Origin of the sequence: Pontibacter populi, from assembly GCF_040278685.1 — a bacterium.
GTDB lineage: Bacteria > Bacteroidota > Bacteroidia > Cytophagales > Hymenobacteraceae > Pontibacter > Pontibacter populi.
The window spans coordinates 20,891-41,835 of sequence record NZ_JBEOKT010000021.1 but is presented as its reverse complement, the minus strand read 5'-3'; the positions used below and the strand labels follow the sequence as shown (position 1 = coordinate 41,835).

At 45.1% G+C, this 20,945-nt stretch carries 18 protein-coding genes; 15 read left to right on the top strand and 3 right to left on the bottom strand.

What is annotated here, in order from left to right:
- Positions 1-4: 4 nt before the first annotated feature.
- Together eboE and ABS362_RS17245 are read left to right on the top strand one after the other, a co-directional pair.
- Positions 5-1,237 carry a metabolite traffic protein EboE gene (gene eboE / locus ABS362_RS17250; protein WP_350414026.1) on the top strand — a complete coding sequence of 411 codons (1,233 nt, stop codon included), beginning with the start codon at positions 5-7 and terminating at the stop codon, positions 1,235-1,237.
- Positions 1,230-2,621 (top strand): alkaline phosphatase family protein, encoded by a 1,392-nt coding sequence (locus tag ABS362_RS17245; protein WP_350414024.1) that lies wholly within the window; start codon positions 1,230-1,232, stop codon positions 2,619-2,621. The genes eboE and ABS362_RS17245 overlap by 8 nt, the downstream gene beginning before the upstream one ends.
- Before the next feature lie 32 nt (positions 2,622-2,653).
- Here the strand turns inward: ABS362_RS17245 and ABS362_RS17240 are convergent, their stop codons facing one another.
- Positions 2,654-2,893: a hypothetical protein gene (locus ABS362_RS17240; protein WP_350414022.1), complete on the bottom strand. Its 240-nt coding sequence runs from the start codon at positions 2,891-2,893 to the stop codon at positions 2,654-2,656.
- A gap of 458 nt (positions 2,894-3,351) precedes the next feature.
- Here ABS362_RS17240 and ABS362_RS17235 point away from each other — a divergent pair, with 458 nt between their 5' ends.
- From ABS362_RS17235 to ABS362_RS17220, 4 genes are all read left to right on the top strand, one after another.
- Positions 3,352-3,990 carry a hypothetical protein gene (locus ABS362_RS17235; protein WP_350414020.1) on the top strand — a complete coding sequence of 213 codons (639 nt, stop codon included), beginning with the start codon at positions 3,352-3,354 and terminating at the stop codon, positions 3,988-3,990.
- Between the two features lie 2 nt (positions 3,991-3,992).
- Positions 3,993-5,021 carry an SDR family oxidoreductase gene (locus ABS362_RS17230; protein WP_350414019.1) on the top strand — a complete coding sequence of 343 codons (1,029 nt, stop codon included), beginning with the start codon at positions 3,993-3,995 and terminating at the stop codon, positions 5,019-5,021.
- A gap of 319 nt (positions 5,022-5,340) precedes the next feature.
- A complete protein-coding gene (locus ABS362_RS17225) occupies positions 5,341-6,069 on the top strand; it encodes a hypothetical protein (RefSeq protein WP_350414018.1) in 729 nt (242 codons plus the stop codon).
- Between the two features lie 194 nt (positions 6,070-6,263).
- Entirely contained in the window at positions 6,264-7,058 is a 795-nt protein-coding gene (locus ABS362_RS17220) for a hypothetical protein (protein ID WP_350414017.1), read from the top strand.
- Positions 7,059-7,279: 221 nt separating this feature from the next.
- Here the strand turns inward: ABS362_RS17220 and ABS362_RS17215 are convergent, their stop codons facing one another.
- A complete protein-coding gene (locus tag ABS362_RS17215) occupies positions 7,280-8,392 on the bottom strand; it encodes an alanine racemase (protein ID WP_350414015.1) in 1,113 nt (370 codons plus the stop codon).
- A 170-nt stretch (positions 8,393-8,562) separates the two neighbouring features.
- Here ABS362_RS17215 and ABS362_RS17210 point away from each other — a divergent pair, with 170 nt between their 5' ends.
- The 6 genes from ABS362_RS17210 (at position 8,563) to ABS362_RS17185 (ending at position 14,792) form a co-directional block, all read left to right on the top strand.
- Positions 8,563-9,726: a DUF3800 domain-containing protein gene (locus ABS362_RS17210; RefSeq protein ID WP_350414014.1), complete on the top strand. Its 1,164-nt coding sequence runs from the start codon at positions 8,563-8,565 to the stop codon at positions 9,724-9,726.
- Between the two features lie 147 nt (positions 9,727-9,873).
- On the top strand, positions 9,874-11,247 hold the full coding sequence (gene hemN, locus ABS362_RS17205; RefSeq protein ID WP_350414013.1) for an oxygen-independent coproporphyrinogen III oxidase: 1,374 nt from the start codon (positions 9,874-9,876) through the stop codon (positions 11,245-11,247).
- A gap of 918 nt (positions 11,248-12,165) precedes the next feature.
- The gene (locus tag ABS362_RS17200; RefSeq protein WP_350414011.1) at positions 12,166-12,696 is read left to right on the top strand and encodes a CopD family protein; all 531 of its coding nucleotides are present in this window, start codon (positions 12,166-12,168) and stop codon (positions 12,694-12,696) included.
- Between the two features lie 60 nt (positions 12,697-12,756).
- Positions 12,757-13,395 carry a hypothetical protein gene (locus tag ABS362_RS17195; RefSeq protein WP_350414009.1) on the top strand — a complete coding sequence of 213 codons (639 nt, stop codon included), beginning with the start codon at positions 12,757-12,759 and terminating at the stop codon, positions 13,393-13,395.
- Positions 13,396-13,784: 389 nt separating this feature from the next.
- Positions 13,785-13,997: a hypothetical protein gene (locus ABS362_RS17190; protein ID WP_350414007.1), complete on the top strand. Its 213-nt coding sequence runs from the start codon at positions 13,785-13,787 to the stop codon at positions 13,995-13,997.
- A gap of 159 nt (positions 13,998-14,156) precedes the next feature.
- Positions 14,157-14,792 carry a class I SAM-dependent methyltransferase gene (locus ABS362_RS17185; RefSeq protein ID WP_350414005.1) on the top strand — a complete coding sequence of 212 codons (636 nt, stop codon included), beginning with the start codon at positions 14,157-14,159 and terminating at the stop codon, positions 14,790-14,792.
- A 121-nt stretch (positions 14,793-14,913) separates the two neighbouring features.
- Here the strand turns inward: ABS362_RS17185 and ABS362_RS17180 are convergent, their stop codons facing one another.
- Entirely contained in the window at positions 14,914-15,903 is a 990-nt protein-coding gene (locus ABS362_RS17180; protein WP_350414003.1) for a polysaccharide deacetylase family protein, read from the bottom strand.
- Positions 15,904-16,220: 317 nt separating this feature from the next.
- On the opposite strand from ABS362_RS17180, the gene ABS362_RS17175 reads away from it, so the two are divergent.
- The 3 genes from ABS362_RS17175 to ABS362_RS17165 all read left to right on the top strand — a co-directional run bounded on the left by ABS362_RS17175 (position 16,221) and on the right by ABS362_RS17165 (position 20,939).
- Entirely contained in the window at positions 16,221-17,438 is a 1,218-nt protein-coding gene (locus ABS362_RS17175) for a glycosyltransferase family 4 protein (protein WP_350414002.1), read from the top strand.
- Positions 17,439-17,798: 360 nt separating this feature from the next.
- Positions 17,799-18,563, top strand: a complete 765-nt coding sequence (locus ABS362_RS17170; RefSeq protein ID WP_350414001.1) for a polysaccharide biosynthesis/export family protein — start codon at positions 17,799-17,801, stop codon at positions 18,561-18,563.
- Positions 18,564-18,566: 3 nt separating this feature from the next.
- Positions 18,567-20,939: a GumC family protein gene (locus tag ABS362_RS17165; protein ID WP_350414000.1), complete on the top strand. Its 2,373-nt coding sequence runs from the start codon at positions 18,567-18,569 to the stop codon at positions 20,937-20,939.
- The last annotated feature ends 6 nt before the right edge of the window (positions 20,940-20,945 follow it).

The following is a 20,945-nucleotide window of genomic DNA, read 5'->3' as shown; positions in this document are numbered from 1 at the left end:
AGCCATGATTTTACCAAACGGCACCCACCTTACCTATTGCACCAACATACACCCCGGCGAAAACTGGGCAGATGTGCTGGCAAGCCTGAAACAATACCTCCCTGAAGTTAAAAAACAGTTATCGCCAGAGGCGCCTTTTGGTGTGGGCCTGCGCCTGTCTAACCTGGCGAGCCAGGAACTCCTGATCGGCAATAACTTAGCTGAGTTTAAAAGCTGGCTGCATGCCGAAGGATTGTATGTGTTTACCATGAACGGCTTCCCCTACGGAGGCTTTCATCACCAGGAAGTTAAGGATGCCGTGCATAAACCGGACTGGACCACCCAGAACCGGCTGGCTTATACGATACGCCTGGCCTACATTCTGGCTGAGCTATTGCCGGAAGGGATGGAAGGTGGTATTTCCACATCGCCCCTCTCCTACAAACCATGGCTGGGCTTTAACAAGGTTCGTTTTAATGAAGTGTTTAAAACAGCCGCCAAGCACCTGACCCTGCTCACAGAAGAGCTAATTTATTTGAAAGAAACGACAGGCAAAAATATACATATTGACATTGAGCCTGAACCAGACGGCTTGCTGGAGAATACACAGGAGGTTATCAGTTTTTACCAGAAATGGCTTTTATATATTGGCTGCAAGCGCCTGACCAGTACAAGAGGCCTGTCGCCGGATGAAGCGGTGCATGCATTGCTAAACCATATCAGGGTTTGCTACGACGTTTGCCACTTTGCGCTGGCTTACGAAGCCCCTGCCGATACTTTTGCAAAGCTAAAGGCCGCTGGCATACAAATAGGCAAGATACAACTAAGTGCCGCTTTAAAGACCGAATTACCTACCGGCGAAGCAGCCCGCTCCGACCTGGCCCAGAAACTACAGCCTTTTGCAGAATCAACGTACCTGCACCAGGTAGTGGAACGCGATGTGTTTGGCAAGCTGAACTACTATAGCGACCTTCCTTACGCGCTGCAGCATATTCAGAAACCAACTGCCACCGAGTGGCGCACACACTTCCATGTACCGCTCTTTACCCAAAACTACATCGGCCTGAACTCTACCCAGGACGATGTGGAAACAGTGCTAACCTACATTGCAGAGCATCCCCAATTAACGCAGCACCTGGAAGTAGAGACTTATACCTGGGAAGTACTGCCGGAAGGACTTAAAACTGACCTGACCACTTCTATAGTCCGCGAACTGGAATGGGTATTGCAACAGACACAAATAAAAGAAAATGCGTAAAACCGTAGTTGTAAACGTAGTGGGCCTTTCCGGCTCCCTTATCGGCGAACATACTCCCTTTTTAAAGCGCTGGTCTGACCAAGGCAATCAGGCGACTATACAGCCCGCTATGCCTGCCGTTACCTGCTCGGCACAAGCAACTTATTTAACCGGCAAATGGCCCGAAGAACACGGCATCGTGGGCAACGGCTGGTATTTTAATGACGAATGCGAGATAAAGTTCTGGCGACAGTCAAACAAACTGATACAGGCACCTAAGATATGGGAGGTAGCTAAAGCCATGGACCCAGGCTTTACGGTATCCAATATGTGCTGGTGGTATAACATGTACTCCAGTGCTGATTACGCGCTAACCCCACGTCCGCAGTACCTAGCCGATGGCCTCAAACTACCCGACTGTTATACCCAGCCAGCCGACTTACGGGATACCTTACAAGCTAAATTGGGCGCATTCCCGCTGTTCAATTATTGGGGACCGATGACGTCTATCAAGTCCAGCCAGTGGATCGCAGAGGCCTCTAAGATCACCGATGACATGCACGACCCGACCCTGACGCTTATTTACCTGCCTCACCTGGACTACAACCTGCAGCGCTTCGGCCCAAATGATGCACGCATTGCCAAAGACCTGCAGGAAATTGATGCGGTAGTAGAAGATCTCGTCACATTTTATGAGGACAAAGGTGCACAAGTGATCATTTTGTCAGAGTACGGCATTTCGGCGGCAGAGAAGCCTGTGCATCTGAACCGCGTGCTGCGCCGGAAGGGCTATATTGCCGTGCGTGATGAACGGGGTACCGAGCTGCTGGATGCCGGTGTGAGCAAAGCCTTTGCGGTAGCCGACCACCAGGTAGCACATATCTATGTGAATGACCCGAATGATCTGGAGGCTGTAAAAGAGCTGATAGCGCAGGTACCGGGTGTACAACAAGTGCTGGCTGGCGAGGAACGAAACAAGTATCATCTGGCCCACGAGCGCTGCGGCGACCTGGTAGCCATTGCCGAGAAAGGTGCCTGGTTTACCTACTACTTCTGGTTAGATGACGCCAAAGCTCCAGACTACGCCCGCATGGTAGACATCCACAAAAAGCCCGGCTTTGACCCGGTGGAGATGTTCATCAACCCAACTATAAAGTACCCGAAAGCAGTGCTGGGCGGTAAGCTGCTGAAAAAGAAACTCGGCTTCAGAACAGTGATGGATGTGATACCGTTGGATGCCACGTTGATCAGAGGCTCGCATGGCAGGGTGCCTGAAGACAAAGCCGAATGGCCAGTGTTGCTGACCAAACAGAAGGAACTATTACCACAAAAAGAGCTGCAGGCAACAGAGGTTTTTAACATAATTCTCCAACATTTGCAGGCCGAACAATTTGTACTTAACTAAGTAAAAGAGCAACCACGCCGGTTGCTCATTTTTTATCTGTCATAGGGCTGCGCTATAGTTGGCCTGAAAACCAGCCACACTAGTAACCCGATCGGCCAGGAGAGCAACGCCACCATGAGCGCTACCAACCAGCCCGGCTTACCACGGCTGATCGCATCGCGGTACGCCCACACGATACTCCACACATACAGGATCAGCAGCGCAATTCCCAGTACAATACCAACCAGGCCAATGGCTGAAAAGATGTCCTCCATTCGCATAGGTGTTTCCATAGTCATTTCAGCTTATCATACTCTAAAAAACGCAGTACATCATCTATTGTTTAGCTTCTTGTTAATCAGACTTATATATTAGTTATAATAAATATACGCTTTAAACTATAAACGATTTTATAAGATCGATAAAACCCCTTTAACCACATCATTGAAACCTGCTCTATTCTCAAATAACCTAAACCCGCCTATAATTCAGCAGACACATACTATAACCACCATATATAAATGCACATTACGCTAAACAACATCTTAAACCATTACTCATTACAAATCCACTTAAACATACTGATATAAAACAACTTAATACACCATATAAGACAACTTGTCATAGTCTAAAAAATTGGCTTAAAGCTATAAACCCGGACCATAGTTCAAGCTACCTCATTTAACCACATCGCAGTTGACCGCGTAACTCTAAAGTCCTGCTACAGGAAAACACACTTAACGAGAGAACTATGGGACTGAAGGACCTGATCAATAAAGTAAAAAAAGAGGCCGCCGTTTTAACAGGTGATGCCACTAAAGACAAGCAATATTCCAACCAGAACAGCTATCAAGATGAGGCATCTGCCAGGGAGGCTTTTGAAAGATCGCGCCAGAAACTGTTTGATGTGAACCGCTGGTCTGAGCTACCCGGCATCAATTCTACTTTTGAACTTTTTAGTGAAACCGGGGTAAAGCTTACACAACCTGTAGACAAGCCGGGCTACTACATCCGGATAGAACTTCCGGGCCCTACTCCTGAAAACTGGGTGCATATAACCGAGCTGAACCAGGACGGGGACATGGCCGAATTTGTTGTACACCCCAGCCGTAAACCCCAACCTGCCCCCGACGAAAAAGATGAGATAAAACACTTCTTCGCCAAAGAGGCAAGCAGCACATTCCGGGTAGAACGGAACGGCAGTACCATCACCGCTTATGAGATCGGTCGTAACGAAGCAATAAATAATCAGGGCGAAGAAGCCGGCGACCGCGCAGTTGCCAACACCCTGATAGCCGAAGGCGGCTGGGCCGGTGTGCAGAAATTACAATGGGATAAACTGACCGCCTACCTGGTGCATATAGAAGAAGCAGAACCTAAAGAACAATAACTATGGAAAATGAGAATAAGAGCAAAGGAGTAGTAGTAGTAACGGGAGCATCAGCAGGGTTGGGCAGGTCTATTGCCAGGGAGTTTGCCAAAGAGGGCTACGACGTGTCGTTGCTGGCTCGCGGCGAAGACGGCCTGAAAGGTGCTAAGGCCGAGGTTGAAGCTTTAGGCAGGCGTGCTGCTTATTTTATAGTTGATGTAGCCGATGCGGATGCCATTGAGAAAGCCGCTGAAGAAACAGAAAAGCAACTGGGTCCGATAACTGTCTGGGTAAACAATGCTATGAACAGTGTTTTCAGCCCTATAAAGGAAATGCAGGCCGAAGAATATAAACGCGTAACCGAGGTTACCTACCTGGGCCAGGTATATGGCACCCTGTCAGCGTTAAAGCGCATGCTGCCCCGTAATAATGGTGTTATAGTATTGGTTGGATCGGCGCTGGCATACCGGGGCATTCCGCTGCAATCGGCTTACTGTGGGGCTAAGCACGCAATCCAGGGTTTTTTTGATTCGCTGCGGGCCGAACTGATGCACGACAAGACCAATGTACGGGCAACAATGGTTCAGCTTCCTGCCATGAACACCACGCAGTTTAAGTTTGTAAAGACCCGCCTGCCGAACAAACCCAAACCAATGGGCAAAATCTTTCAGCCTGAGGTAGCGGCCAAAGCTATAGTTTACGCTGCCGAAAACGACCGCCGCGAAGTTTATGTAGGTTACCCTACCGTGCAGGCTATAGTTGGCGACAAGCTAGCCCCGGAACTGGGCGACTGGGTGCTTGCAAAAACGGGGTTTAAAGGACAACAGACTGATATTCCGGAAGACCCGAACCGCCCTAACAACTTATGGGCACCAATCCCTGGTGATCACGGTGCACATGGCACTTTTGATGCTGAAGCTACCTACGACTCGCCGCAATTATGGCTGAGTATGCACAAAAAAGAGATACTATCTACAGCGGTGGCCTTAGGCGGTGTTTTGCTCGGGAGTATGGCCTTAAAAAAATGGTTTGGTGACAATGAGAACGACTGATCTGATTTAACAAATTATAGCACTTTAAACTGAACTACCTCTTGTTATTTTTGGTTTGTTTTAAGCCACAGCCGCTGAATTACGTGTTTTACTTTATATGATGAGAAAGCCCTCTGAAGGCTGGCAGCTGCTTGATCTGACCTGCTTGTTTTAGTAACACGGGGTATTTTTAGCAGCAGTTTTATACTGTAAAAATAAAATGCATTAAATTAGTGGTATATATGGTGATATCAGTGCTCCAATAAAGTTGAAAGACTTGTTTTGACGGAAACATGGCGCTGGTATCGGAATCAACTCATCATTTAACAACCTTAATTCAATGACTAGATCAGTTTTCAGATCGTTGCTATTACTTGTAATTGGTATTTTTCTTTTTACGGCCTGCGAGGACAAGGAGGAAGTTGCGCCGGTAGTGGAATTTAATACTGGTAACGCTTTCCAGATCGGCCCTAATAGTGCAAGCGTTTCAGTGGACCTGAATCTGGCAGAAGGTGTAGCCGTGGAGGAAAAAGGTATTTGCTGGAACACATTTGGCGGACCACGAATAGACAATGAAGTTTACAAAGCCGGCGATGGTTCTGGATCTTTCAGTGTGCAGTTAACAAACCTGTTATCCAACACCGAGTATTTTGTGCGTGCCTATTATATCAGTAACGGAGAAGTAAAATATGGTAACGAAATAAAATTCACCACGCTGGAATCTCCATTTAAAGGTGAATGGGCGAACGAACAAGGAACACTTAAGTTTACCGGATCAGGGCAGGGACTGGTGTTTAAAGTAGCCAACACTCCGGATTGGGCTGAGGCTGTGGCAGAAGGCTATGTAACGCTGAACAACACTTTCTTCCTTCGTAAGTTTGAAGCAGCCGGCAAAAAGTACCGTGTTGAGACCTTATGGAATTATGGTACTGCCTCAGATAAGGTAACAGGTGTAGAATACAGCACGAACTCAACTGTAACATTCAATACGTCCGGCTCCGAGATCATTATAGAAACCTATAGCCCGATAGACAACTCTTACAAAACGCTCACGCTTTACAGGCAGTAAAAACCTGAGCTAATCAACTATAGAAAAGCCCCGGCAGTCCAGCCGGGGCTTTTTATTTGCGTCATGATTCCGCCTTTCAACTATAGTTCATAAGCAACTATAAACCAGAACTATAACTCATTTACGCCAACCTCTACCACAGCCTGTCGTTTATTTATTTGAACATATTTCTAACCAATACAAACTATAAGGCTATGAATTACAACACACCAGACCGATACGACAGAAGCCGGGGAAGTTACCAGACCCACCGTTCAGAGCGATACCGCCATCCGGAGCAACAAAGCAACAGGTATAGATTTGATGACTATGGCGATGCTGCACATGGCGGCTACGGCAACGAAGGCTACAGCGGCACTTTTGGTAACCAGGGCATCGAATCCGGAGGTTCAAGACACGTCGCAAACCGTGGATCTTCAACGTATGCTACTTCGCAAAACTATGGCAACATGGGCAGCTATGGCGGAGCCCAGGGATTCGGTTCAGCCCGTTCCGGTTATGGCTCACAGCGTACCTTCCATTCTGGTTCACAGTTCGACAGCGGCCATGGCCGAAACCGCGGTGAAGCCTATTATCAACGTGAACCTGAACAACACAGGCATTATGGCTATCTGAGCGATTACGACAGCCACGGACAAACTGCCGGCAACTATGACCATGATCCAGGTAACCACGACCTGTATGGCGACTATAATCCCAGAAGGTTTAAAGGCGCAGACCAGGGGCATTATAACTTCGACCGCGACAATTACCAGTCGCACAGCTATGGCGGCAACCGGGGCAACTACATGGGAAGCGGCTACGAGCGCACTCCACGCCGAAACGAGTACGGCGCAACTCAGGGCGACTATGGCTCAGCAGGCCAGTACATTGGCCGTAGTTACAACCAACCCTACGGCATGAGCGGTTACTACCAGGGAGGCTATTACGACGACACTGACTACAACAGCTACGCCCGCGACCGCGACGAACGCAGCAACGATTGGTAAACAGCACTAAGATTTTTGAGATTTAACGGATTTTAAGATTTGGTTGGACCGGGATTAATTGAGGTTTCAATCGATTTATAGAGACGCAATACGTTGCGTCTCTTTTTGTATCAAAGAAAGAACACGGGTTGTATCAAAGAAAGCACACGGGCCTCGTAACGCACGCAGTTCCTATGAGCATCTTGCTACGAAGTTATTTAGACACTTGTAGGTATTTTAAACTACAAATAACTCTCCGGCAAGCCCGACAAATGCTCCAGCCGCTCGCCATCCAACGTCAAATAGCTTTTCATAATATCGGCGGTGAGGCAGGAATGGACAGGCAGAATGTACATGATATCCCCAACCTTATAGTTTACAAACTGCTCCGGTGTAGCTTTAACAATACCATGTTCCTGCGACAGCGATACCAGGTTTATACCTTCTACAGGCTCAGACCAACCGTCTAGTTCCATCTCCACTACCCTGCCGAACAAGTTGCTTCCATCGGGTTGCGGCAACACGTCTTTCGAGAAATGCACGCTGCCGCCGTAAAGTATAAGCTCGTTGCGCTCGGGGTGTTTGGCTATTACCGGGCAGGCCATGCACACTGCTATCTGGTTATAGTTGTTGCTGCCGATGTGCTGCTGCGTAAGGTCGTAAAACACGAAATTACCGGGCCTGATCTCGTCTACTCCAACTATAGTTTCCAAAATACTGCAGCTTGGCGTGTCGCCGATGGAGAGTTCTATAGTTTGGAACTGGGTTCTGTAGCGTTCGCGCAGCTGGTTTAGTAACTCAACTGTGGTTTTATGGATAGCGCGGATGGCTTCGGGGTCGGTTTGTTTGTAGGTATGGCCGTCGTGTGCCATAAAGCCCTGGAACTCCAGTTTACCGGATGCAGCTATAGTTTGCAACGTGCTGTCTATAGTTTCATAGTTGGTGGCCGGGATGCCGGTGCGGTGATAGCCTGTATCGATCTTAAGCCAGACAGCTACGTTGTGGTTTAAGCCTTGCTGCAGCGCAGGCAGCACTTCTTCGTTCACAACTATAAGGTGCAGGCGTACGCGGCCGGCCAGTTCGTTTATAGTTTCCAGTTCCAGCACATTTACGGGTATGGCCACCATAATATCGGTCCAGCCGTGGTTGGCAAAGTACCGCGCCATGCGCACCGACGACACCGTTATAGTTTTCACGCCTTCCTGCCTGAACCACTCGCCTACCTGCGCCGACTGGTGCGTTTTAAAATGCGGCCTCAGCCTAAGGTTATTGCGCCTGGCTTTCTCCACCATCATCCGGATGTTACGCTGGCATTTTTCCTTATCGAGCAGCAGGGTTGGTACAGTTATCTTCATCGGTCAGGTTCGGGTAAAGTATAGCCGTGAAAGTAGTAAGTTTTGGGGAGAGATGCTTTTGTAATCTTTTGATTTTGTTAAAACTATAGTATTAGATAAAGTTTATATATTGTAAAAGCATTTCAATAGTAGAATCGCATTTTTGCTCAAATAATATATCCCTACTTCTTATGGAAAATAAACTTATTGCCTTTGCTGATGAATTTGGAACTAATTCTTTTGACTTCGAAGGTCAGGGAACACATTTTATAGTTGCTACTGTAATTGTAAAAGAATCAGAAAGTAACAATCTTAGAAATGATCTTGAAGAAATCAGAAAAAGGCATTTCCAAACTGGTGAAATTAAATCTAGTAAAGTAGCTTCTAATCATAAAAGAAGAATTAAAATACTTCAAGATATATGTAAGTTAGATTTTTCGATTTATGCTGTAATTGTAGATAAAAGAAAACTATTTGGTGAAGGCTTTAAATATAAACCTTCCTTTTATAAATTTCTAAACGGTCTACTATACAAGGAGCTCTATAGGACATTCCCAAAACTTACTCTTAAGGTGGATGAGCATGGAAGTAATGACTATATGAAAAGCTTCAAAGCTTATGTTGAAAAGAATCATATAAGGTCACTATTCTCGGGTTCTGAGTTTTTGCTTGAAAATAGTAAAGGTGATATAATACTTCAGTTAGCTGATTTCATTGTCGGTACGTTAGGTTACTGTTTCGATGAACTTAAGATAAGTAACTATAGCGCTGACTTCAGGACACTTCTTGAAGATAAAGCTATTAGTTTTAATTTCTTCCCGAGCAATTACGACTTTGCTGAATTTATAGCCTCTAATGAAGCTGAGAAGTTTAACTCAGAAATCGCTGAGTTATGTTATAAGCGGGCATTAGATTTTATTGATACTACAACTCCTAATGACCAAGAAGCAATAGATCAAATTAATTGCTTAAAGCTCCTATTACTCTATTTGAGAAGTAGTAACAACAATAGGTTTATAGCTACTCATGAACTAAGAAGGCACTTAAATATCAATAGAACATTACCTATCAAAGAACAATATTTCCGAACACGTGTGATAGGTAAAATGCGTGATAAAGGTGTTCTTATAGCCAGTAGTAGTAAAGGTTATAAACTTCCAACCTGTGCAGGTGATTTAATGAAGTTTATAAATCATGGCAATAGAATGATTATTCCCATGGTTAATAGAATTCAAATTGCTCGTGATGCTATCAAATTAGTATCAAACAATGAAATTGATTTATTAGAGTCAGATGAATTTCAAAGTTTAAAGAATCTCATAGATATTCAAACCTCAACTTATAGCAACCTTTAAAATATCTATAGTCTCCCCAAACCTGACAAATATCCCCTTTCCACTCCCTTACTACTGACATATATCATTTCCTGCGGAGCGGCTTCTTCGGACATTTGCAGTATAAACTCAGCCCGAAACTTGGGCAACTATACTAAACCGTACGTTATGACCGCACCAGTAACTACACCATCTGAACTACTTGCCAAATACGATGTGCCTTCGCCGAGGTACACCAGCTACCCAACCGTGCCGTTCTGGGACGAAACTCCCCTGAGCGAAGCCGCCTGGATGCTGCACGTAAAACAGGCTTTCGATAAGACCAACGATACCGACGGCATCAGTGTGTACATGCACCTGCCTTTCTGCGAGAAACTTTGCACCTACTGCGGTTGCAACAAGCGCATTACTACTAACCACGCCGTTGAGGAACCTTATATAGTTGCCATTTTAAAGGAATGGGAACGCTACCTGCAGGTTTTCGGGAAGAAGCCGCGCATTACAGAACTGCACCTGGGTGGTGGCACGCCGACTTTCTTCGGGGCAGAGAACCTGAAACTGATGCTGGGCAAACTGCTGGAGAAAGCTGAACTGGCCCCGGATGCCGCTTTAAGTATAGAAGTGCACCCGAACGCCACCAACGCCGAGCAATTGCAGGTGCTTTACGACCTGGGTTTCAGAAGACTGAGCGTAGGTATACAGGATTTCGATATAAAAGTGCAGTTCGTTATCAACCGCATCCAGACCTTCGAGAAAACTAAAGAGATCTTTGATGCAGCCCGCGCCATAGGCTATACATCTATAAACGGAGACATTATTTATGGTCTGCCGATGCAAACTGCCGACAGCGTGCGCCATACTATAGAGCGAGTAAAAGAGCTTCGCCCGGAGCGGATTGCCTTTTATAGTTACGCCCACGTGCCCTGGAAAAGCAAAGCTCAGCGCCGCTACTCCGAAGCAGACCTGCCGGAACCATCCGTAAAACGAGGATTGTATGAGATGGGTCGCGCCATGCTGGAAGAAGCCGGTTACATCGAGATCGGCCTGGACCACTTTGCCCTACCAACCGATGAACTATACCTGGCTGCGCAAAACGGCACACTGCACCGCAACTTTATGGGCTACACCCCGCGCCACACCGAACTGTTGGTTGGCTTAGGCTGCTCCAGCATTTCAGATACCGGCACCGCTTTTATGCAGAATATTAAAGAAGTAGAAGCCTACGAAGCAGCCGTTAATTCAGGTGTTCTGCCAATACTGAAAGGCCACGAGCTAACCGCCGAAGACCGCCTGATCCGTCAACACATAACAAACCTGATGTGCCAGTTTAAAACAGAGTGGGACGAAGCCATTACACCATATTTTACCGATGCCCTTGTTCGCCTGCAGCCGCTTGCCGATGATGGACTCGTGGAGTACACTAAAAACAGCATTCAGGTACTGCCAGCCGGTTACCCTTTCGTGCGAAACATTGCTATGTGCCTGGATGCCCGCTTGTGGTCGCAGCAGCCAACTACACCAGTGTTCAGTAAGTCAGTCTAGACTAGTAATTAAGTGGGTTTTGGGGATTGATTTGATTACGCAGAGACGCAATATTTTGCGTCTCTTTTTTTGTCTGAATCAGGATTTTCAGGTTGGCAGGATTTAGACCAAGTAGCGTGCGCAGCTCCTGTTAGGTCTGGACTTTACCCACCCCTACCCCTCCCAAGAGGGGATTTTCCTTTTACCGCTATATTTGAAAGTATAGTTCTATAGTTAGCGTGGTCCAATCCCCCCAACCCCTCAGAGCTACGCTCGCTACCTTCGAATTCGCTTCCCGGTAGTCCAAGGCGGGGAGTTTTACTGCTTTTTACTTTGTCATCTGGAACAGCGTGAGAGATCTGGTATGGTTTAACATCCCCCTTCGCCCCCTTCAAAGGGGGACTTTCTGTCTTTACCAATTTTCAATCTTTAGTTCTATAGTTGCAGACCACGAGCGGACAGGTCGCGACCTGTCCCTACGGAACTATAGTCACGATAAAGTTCGAAGCTTACCGGTCTAACTATAGATAGGTGGTTGCTATGAGAAACGTATCAGTCTTTGGGTTGAGCGCCTTGTGAATATCTGGTGGCGCAGCCATTGCGAAGAATGAGCAAAAGAGATTCGCACAGCGCGATGCCCAAAGACGAGGCCTCCCGGCCGTGAGGGCACCAAAACAAACTATAAAACGATAGGTAAGTAAAGCTCCCAGGATTAGAAGCAACTATGGAAGTATAGCTTGTGTCAAGCAAGTACAGGCTCAAGCTATAGAACTATAAGCTGCAATAGATTTCTCGCTCAAGCTCGAAATGACAATGGGGAAACTATAAAACCATAACCATGCTCCCTTCCCTGCTTTTAGAGAAAGGCTGGAGAAGGGTAAAACTTTTAACTCTTAACTAAGAAACCTACCTTTGCCAAACAACTATAAACTATAGTTCATGGACTATTTCTACGTTAAGGCGCTACATATCATATTTGTGGTAACCTGGTTTGCCGGCTTGTTTTACATCGTGCGACTGTTCATTTACTTTGCCGAAGCTGCTGAGAAGCCAGAACCGGAGAAAACTATACTTCAGGAGCAATTTAAATTGATGCAGAAACGCTTGTGGTATGGTATTACCTGGCCGTCGGCAGTGCTTACGTTGATATTTGGCCTGAGCATGTGGCATTTGTACGGCGGCACACCTGACTGGCTTATCTGGAAACTGAGTTTTGTAGTGGGGCTCTATGTATATCATTTCCTGTGCCATGCCCTATTTAAGCAGCAGCAAAAAGGTATTTTAAAATATAGCTCCACCCAGCTTCGCATCTGGAACGAAGTAGCCACGCTTTTCCTGATCAGTATCGTGTTCCTGGTAGTGCTTAAAAATGCCTTAAGCATGGTTTGGGGCATTGTGGGGCTTATCCTTTTTTCGGCTATCTTAATGCTGGCTATCCGGATCTATAAACGTGTTCGCGAGAAGAATTAGTTATAGCCAAAAACACTTTAATCGACCATTTAACCATTCAGTAATTCAACCATTATCTATATGAAGCAGCCAGAACTTAAAGCGAACGAACGCGAACTGATCAAACTTATCCGCTTTTTTAGCAAGCGCGCCAAAAGCTTAATAGAGAAAGGCCAGCTCGATCCGGAGCACGAAAAACTGACTGCTGCCTGCGAAAACCTGGAGCAGCAACTATACACCCATGCCCAGAACCGCAGCATTATTTTAGACAAGCGAGCAAAACTTGAGAAGGTAGTAGAAGATAACGCCCAGTGCCCGCAATGTAAACACGCCGATATGCTGAAGCGTACCGGCACAACCAGCAACGAGCACGGCTGGCGCTGCAACACCTATAAATGCCGCCGTTGCAACATTACCTTTACCTGGAACCGACCAAATAACCCATGGCACCTGGTCGAGTTTCTGGAATTATATATTAAAGAGCTGAACGCTACCCTCGAAACGGAGCAGAACGAAGCGATGCGGGAACACATTTTACAGTCGATTGCGCAGATGCAGGACAGCCTCAGTCGCTTGCGCCCCGTATTGCAGGATTCGGACGAAGAAGTAACTGCCCTTGATCAGAAAGAACAGGAGATGACACGCTTGATCCATCAGTTCAAGAACTACCTGCTGATAGAAAAGATAAAACTGGATACGCTGGAAGAACCAGAGGTTTAAGTTATAGTTACGTTTACAATAACCTGTAACTATAGTTTGGCTGAGTTATGATCAGTAAAAAACCAAATGACTTTATAGTTTACTTATACTTAATAAGTTACATTTTTACTTCTCTTAAACACAGCAGCTTTTTATAGTTTGCACCGGGATATAATTTATGGTCTGGCAAGGCTTTTTTCTGAAAAAAGGGATTTTTAAAGATAAGCAATTTACCCGCCAATTGGATTTAACCCCATAAACCACAACATAAAACAACTCTTTTTATAACTATACCAACACAACTATAAAATTTAAAAAGAATATAACCTTATTCACCAAATTTCCGTAGGGCGGCCGTACAACCTATGTTTTTATTTTCTATATTGTACTTGAAGTTAGTTGATATCATTATGGAGTACAATATTATAATCGCACCGGATCTTGATTCTTTGGCTACAAAAGTGGCTGATTTTTTCCCAATGGGCTGGAAACTGAAAGGCAGTATTCTGGAACATAACGATGGCTTTGCCCAGCAATTGGAACGCAGGCCCTCAGATGCTATACGTATGCAGCGCAATAAACCGCGCCCATCTAAGCAAAAGCGTACAAAATGGATTGAATAATACTAGAAAATATAAGCCAAAGGCGAACCACTCCAGCAATGCGCTTTACGCAAAACCGGGAGTGGTTTTCTTTTTAAATGATTGCCAACTATAGCTAAAACCAAAATATATGTTCGATAGTATAGAGGGAGTACCATTTTCCACTGAATCTATTCGAGCATGGCACAACTTGCTACTATTAACGGCAATACTATGGGCAATTCAGGTGTTTCGTCTTTAAAGAACCAGTTCTACCTGCCTCTCAAACGCTGGCTGCTTTTAAATTTCCGTCTCGACGATACGTATTTCAAAAAGCAGCCCGACCGCATCTGGCTCAACACCCAACTATACCCCAGGCTGGCTAAACTAAAACAAGGCCGCATTTTATTTGTGGGTTGTGCTTATTATACCTGGGAATCGCTTAGACTTTTTGATAAAGGCGTAGACCTGGTTACTGTGGATATTGATGAGAACAATGTGATCTGGGGCGGCAAAAACCATATAGTAGCCAGTATTCTGGATATAGATACCTATGTTGAGCCCGGCAGCTTCGATATCGTTCTACTGAATGGTGTTTTCGGACATGGCGTAGATACCAAGGAAATGCAGGAACAGACTTATAAAGCACTTCATAATATCCTAAAGCCGGACGGTATGTTATTGGTAGGCTGGAACGACGATCTGATCCCTGACCCAACAGAACTGCAGATCAGCAAAGACCTGTTTTACAAATCAGAATACGAAGGGTTACCGCAGCGCACCACTTTCCAGAACTCAACCCACATTATGGATTTTCTGAGAGCGAAAAAAGCTTAACAGGCTTACTCTTCATCTGAACTATAACATGCAACTATAGATAGTATCTAACTATACCCAAATCAAAAAGGCGCTGCTAATTTATAGTGGCGCCTTTCTGATTTGGGTATGATATACCAGGTTATATTTTGGCTTTCAACTTAGTATACACCTCTTTCACTTTATCGAACATGTGGTAGTCCGATCTGTAAAAGTCGCATTGGTTTTTGACATCCTGATCGCCCCAGATGGTAAAACGGTTTAACGTAAGCAGATTTTTAGAATCATATAGTTGCGGACTGAAGTTTTTAGCATGATGCACGGTAATTCCCAGCTTTATACCTTCCTGTTTGCAAACCTGCAGAACCGTGTCGTTAAACTCACCACAAGGGTAGGCTATCGTTTCAGGGCGGTAACCAACCATATCTTCTATAATTTCCTGGGCTTTACTTATTTGTTCTTTTATGCCTTCCGCATCATAATTTGTCAGCACAGCATGGTCGCAGGTATGGTTTCCGATATATACCAACGGGTGTTGCGAAAACGTATGTAATTCTGAAGGGGTAAAAGGTCTGTCTGTATCCCCTATCGGCTTAAGGCAGCCAGGCCCGTATTTGTTTGTAAGGTAAGTATCAATTTCGACATCTGTCAGGGTCAGCAAATGTTCTTTTTCAGCCAGAATAGCGTCATCTGTCATCCTTGCTTTCTTACCTTCGCGGTAAGCTACATCCCACCAGAACGCCTTGTTATAACGCACGTGGTTTGCTGATATAAAAAACAGGGCAGGCACATTAAACTCCTCCAGTACAGGTAGGGCACGCAGGTTATTATAATAACCATCATCAAATGTGACCATGATGTACTTTTTATCAGGCGAAAGCCCTCTAAGTACTTCGTCAGGCGACACGAACGTAAAACCATTCTCTTTATGATAGGTTATAAACTGGCGGAAAACATCTACCGTTACCTGTTGCTGCGGATCAGCGATGCCTTTCGAAAGCTCCGCCTTATCTATGAAAAGCGCGTGAAAAAGATAGGTATTGAAAGCGTTGAGTTCTTTAACCGCAGATAGTACCCAGGGCGCTATCATCACATCTATCTGCCGGATTGTTTTACTTAAAGCTGTTTTCATGGGAATAGGTACACGGTGTGTTCTAACTATAAAATTTAGTAGTATATCATGAAAAACTTAATATTATCCGTTATATACTTCCTTAACTAGAATTTTGTTTGCCAATAATCTGATGTCGGAGACATGAGTCAGCTGAATTCTGCAACTATAGCATGTTTACTATAGAATACGAGGCAATTACAGTTTAAACACTAAAAAAGAACAAAAATATGCACAACCCAGCCCCTGTTTATAAGTATATGTATCAGTCGGCTCAGCAACATGGCTGCCCTCTCTTTCTAAGCTTACAATAAATTACATTTACGAAATCCCTATCTATGATGACTGTTGGCGTATGTGGCCCTATCGACCTTAAACTGCTACACTGGGATATACCAAAAAGATCGCTCCCAATAACTAATTCATTTCCGCTTACTTCTTATTTTGTTAACGCCCTCTTAAAGCGCGGCTACGAAGTTATTGCTTATACAAACTCTCCTCACATAACCGAACCGCAAGTGCTTAAAAGTGGCAAGCTTACTGTTTGTATCAGCAGAGAAAAAAATCAACCCGGTAGGCGTTTCTTTAAATTCGAGGTAGAAGATCTGCAGAAGATGATAAAGGCGCATCCAGCACAGGTTATCAGCGCTTTCTGGACCTACGAATACGCCTTGGCAGCCCTGGGTTCCGGCATACCAACTTTAGTCAACATACACGATGTAGCCCTCAAGATCCTCCTTAAGCAATTCGACCCGTTTCGGGTTGTAAGATGGATCATGAACTACAGGGTAATAAAAAAATCTTCGTTACTGGTAGCCAACTCAGACTACACGTTCGGTCAGCTATCAGCAAGTACAAAAGCCAAAACTATAGTTATACCCAATTTCTACCCCGATGAGCTCGAAGATGTCAGAAACCCGCTCGGAGTTAAAGGCAACTATATAGTGGCTTCTTCAAACGGTTTTACAAAACGCAAAAACATACACCTGGCGTTAGAGGCTTTCCAGAAAGTGCGCAAAACATTCCCGGATGTAGACCTGCATTTAGTTGGGGTAGACATGCAGGAGAATGGACCGGCTCACCAATATGCCCGTGAAAAAGGCCTGGCCGAAGGCGTTAAGTTTGTAGGTCCGTTGCCTTACCTAAAGGTATTGGAAGAAGTTGCCGGTGCCAAGGTGCTGGTTTGCCCATCAATGGAAGAATCGTTTGGGATGGCGCTGCTCGAGGCTATGGTTGTTGGAACTGCCGTAATTGGTGGCGATAAAAGTGGGTTTGTACCTACCCTTCTAGATCATGGTAACGCCGGTATCTTATGCGACATTTACTCTCCGGACAGTATGGCTGGTGCCATTAAAACCTTGCTGCAGGACGATGACCTGAGGCTGAAAATGGAACGTACCGCGAAGCAGTTTGCCAAAGATAATTTTTCGGAAGAGATCATTATAAACCAACACCTTGCCCTGATGAACAAGCTTTTGCAGGTAAAGGCAGGAGCAGGCAATGCAAAGGAACTGCATCAGCCCCAGACAGCTGACAAAAAGCTTGAGGTATATTAAAATCTCCCAGGCTTATAGTTCTGGTTTATCTCACTAACACAAGCATGCAGGCACATGGCCTATACAGGTACCCAGCTAGCTTCTTAGCTGAACTATAATTTTGCATTTTGATAATAAAGCAGAATCCCTCTCAGGCTTTTTAAAATAGTGCCTGCAGGTATCTTCTTGCTTTAAAGCGACTAACAAGCTGATCAAAGAATTACATATTAAAATATTGTATTTATTAATAACCCTTTTTTAACAAGAGAAGTATATATGCCTGAACTAATAAACAGGGATATCTGAAAGCCCTTTTTACTGAACTACTGTAATATCCTGAGTATTACTTAACCCTTAATCACAACACCCTTACATAAAATCATGAGAAACCTTTTATACTTTCTCTCACTCGTTTTGCTTGTTTCTTCGTGCATGACCAAAAAGGAACTTGTTTACATGCAAAACCCGACTTATAAGGAGAATTTACCCACTAACCACGCCACTTCCTATTCAGTATATAAGTTACAGCCCAACGATGTATTATCTATAAAGGTACTGAGCGTAGACCCTGATATGGCCGATATGTTTAACATAGTAAGCCCTACAAATGCTTTTGGCATGTCTGACCCAGGCTCTATGTACCTGAGTGGTTATACCATCGATAACGAAGGCTATGTAAACCTGCCAACAGTAGGTAAACTGAAAATGGAGGGACTTACTACTTCGCAGTCACAGGACCTGATACAACGCAACCTGAACCGCTATATAACAGATGCTACCGTAGTGGTTAAGCTTATTAGTTTTAAAATAAGCGTTTTAGGAGATGTTAAAGCGCCTGGCCGCTACTTTATCTATAACGACCGCGCCAACCTGCTGGAAGGCCTGAGCATGGCCGGCGACCTGACACAGGGAGCAAGCAGACAGAACGTAAAACTGATCAGGCAAAAAGGAGATCAGTCAGAGGTCGTACTCTTAGACCTCACCGATCCTAACCTCGTACAATCACAGTACTACTACCTGATGCCGAATGATGTAATTTATGTGGAGCCGCGTAAAACACAATTGAAACGAGAAAACCTGGTGGTCGTAGGCGTAATGCTGAGCATCATCTCTACTGGTGTCTTGTTGCTTAATTATCTGAAATAACCAATGAAAAGAAATAAGAAAAGTCACGAAATAGACTTAAAAAGCTGGTTCTTTAAGTTTAAGTCAAAATGGTATCTGTTTGCTGTCTTTGGCCTTATATCGCTTGCAGTGGCGTATGTATATGTTAAAACGTCGCAGCGTGTTTACCAATTCAACGCTACCCTCCTACTCGGCGATCAGCAAACCGGCTCTAAAAAAGCGCAGGAACTGTTAGAGGTTCTGCAGGTACAGAGTAAAGGCATTAAAGTAGAGGACGAGATTGGAATAATACAGTCAGCGGAAGTTATCAGGGAAGCACTTCAGGAACTTGACTTCTCGGTAGCATACTATAAGGTATCAGACCACTGGCTGAACAAGATAGGAAAACTGGTAGTGGAGGAACAGTACGAGTCTGCTCCTTACAAAGTAACCCTTGATACGAGTGCCCATCAGTTGGTAGATGTTCCTATAGTTGTGCGCATACTGGATGATAAGACCTATGAGATCAACATTGAGGCCGAAGAGGTTTCGCGTTATGATTTTGGGAAACACAGCGTTGTAGAAGCATTACCGGAAGTTAAGTTTACAAAGCAGCTGAAGTTTGGCGAACCATACAAAAGCGATTTCCTGAACTTTACACTGGAGCGTAACAAAGTAGAGGACCTGGCTCCCGGCAAAGAATATTATTTCCTGATCAACAGCCTGGAGAGCCTTGTAAAGCAACACCAGAGTTCGTTAGGTGTTGCCCCTATAGAACGTGAAGCCCGCGTGCTGTCCCTATCAACCAAAGGAACTATACCTGAAAAGCAGCTTGCTTTCCTTAATAAGCTGATGGAAACATATGTAGCCCGCGACCTGGAAGAAAAGAACCTGAATGGTCAGAAAACACTGGAGTTTATAGATAAGCAACTGGCTACACTCACCGATTCGCTTCGCCAGAGTAAGCAGGCATTATCGTCGTTCCGCTCTACGAACCGTATTGCCAATATTGGCGTGCAGTCGAATATCAGCTACGAGAAACTATCGCAACTGGAAGCTGAACGCGCCAAGCTTAACACCGACAAGTCTTATTTCGAAACGATACTTGACCAGGTGCAGAATGGTAATGGTATAGCGCAGTCTGTATCTCCTACGGTAGCCGGTATCCAGAGCCCGATCATCAACGACCTGTTCCTGCAGTTAGCCGACCTGAACCAGAAAAAGGCAGGCTATAGTGTAACAGCAAGCGCTGAAAACCCAATGCTTCGCAAAATTGAAGGGGAGATAGATAACACAAGAGGTGCTATAGTTGCCAACCTTAAAAACCTGATCCGCTCTGCCGACATCTCTATTAATGATGTGAACCAGCGTATTGCCAGAATTGAAGACAACCTGGCTTCTTTGCCTGAACACGAGCGCAAGCTGATGGACCTGCAGAATGAGACGGAGTTTGTAAGTAAGAAATACGACTTCCTGCTGGAAAAGCGCAGCGAAGCGGCTATAGCCTTAGCAACCAACACAACCGACAAAAAGATAGTGGACCATGCCTCTATGGTAGGTAACGCGCCGGTAAACGTCAAGCCCAAAATGATCTACCTGCTGGCCCTGTTAATTGGCCTGGCTATCCCGGCTGGTTTTGTGATACTGATGAATAATGTCGATAACACCATTCAGGGTAAAGATGACCTGAGTAACATTACCAGCATTCCGTTCCTGGGTGTAGTGGCTCATGGCCCTAAAGCAGATAAGCTTGCCGTACAGAACATGCCGCGCTCCGCTATTGCAGAGTCTTTCAGGTCGATACGCATTAACCTGCAGTACCTGATGTCTGACAGCAATTTTAAAGTAATCGGTATAACATCGTCTGTATCAGGCGAGGGAAAAACATTCTGTTCTGTAAATCTGAGTACTGAGCTTGCCTTATCCGGAAAACGCGTGGTACTGATAGAATCGGATATGCGCAAGCCTACTTTCACAAAGTATTTCAAGGATACTATAAATGTGGGTCTGTCCGCTTACCTGACCGAAGGGCTACCGCTGCATGAAGTTATTCAGAAAACACAAAACGAAAACCTGGATATTATACCATGTGGTGTAATACCTGAAAACGCGCTGCAGTTGCTGGAACAGCCTAGAATGCAGCAACTGATAGACCAGCTGAAAGAAGAATACGACTATGTAGTTATCGATACGCCACCTATCGGTTTCGTTTCGGAGTACTTTGTATTGATGCGCCATATGGATGTAAACCTGTATGTAGTGAAGCACAAGTACACTAACCGCGACCTGCTACACCAGATAGAGGAACTATATGCTGCTAAAAAGATCAGGAACATTTATATGCTAATAAATGATCTGGACTACAGCAACACCTACGAGTATGGGTATAAGCGTAAGGCACAATATTACTACGTATAGCACAGC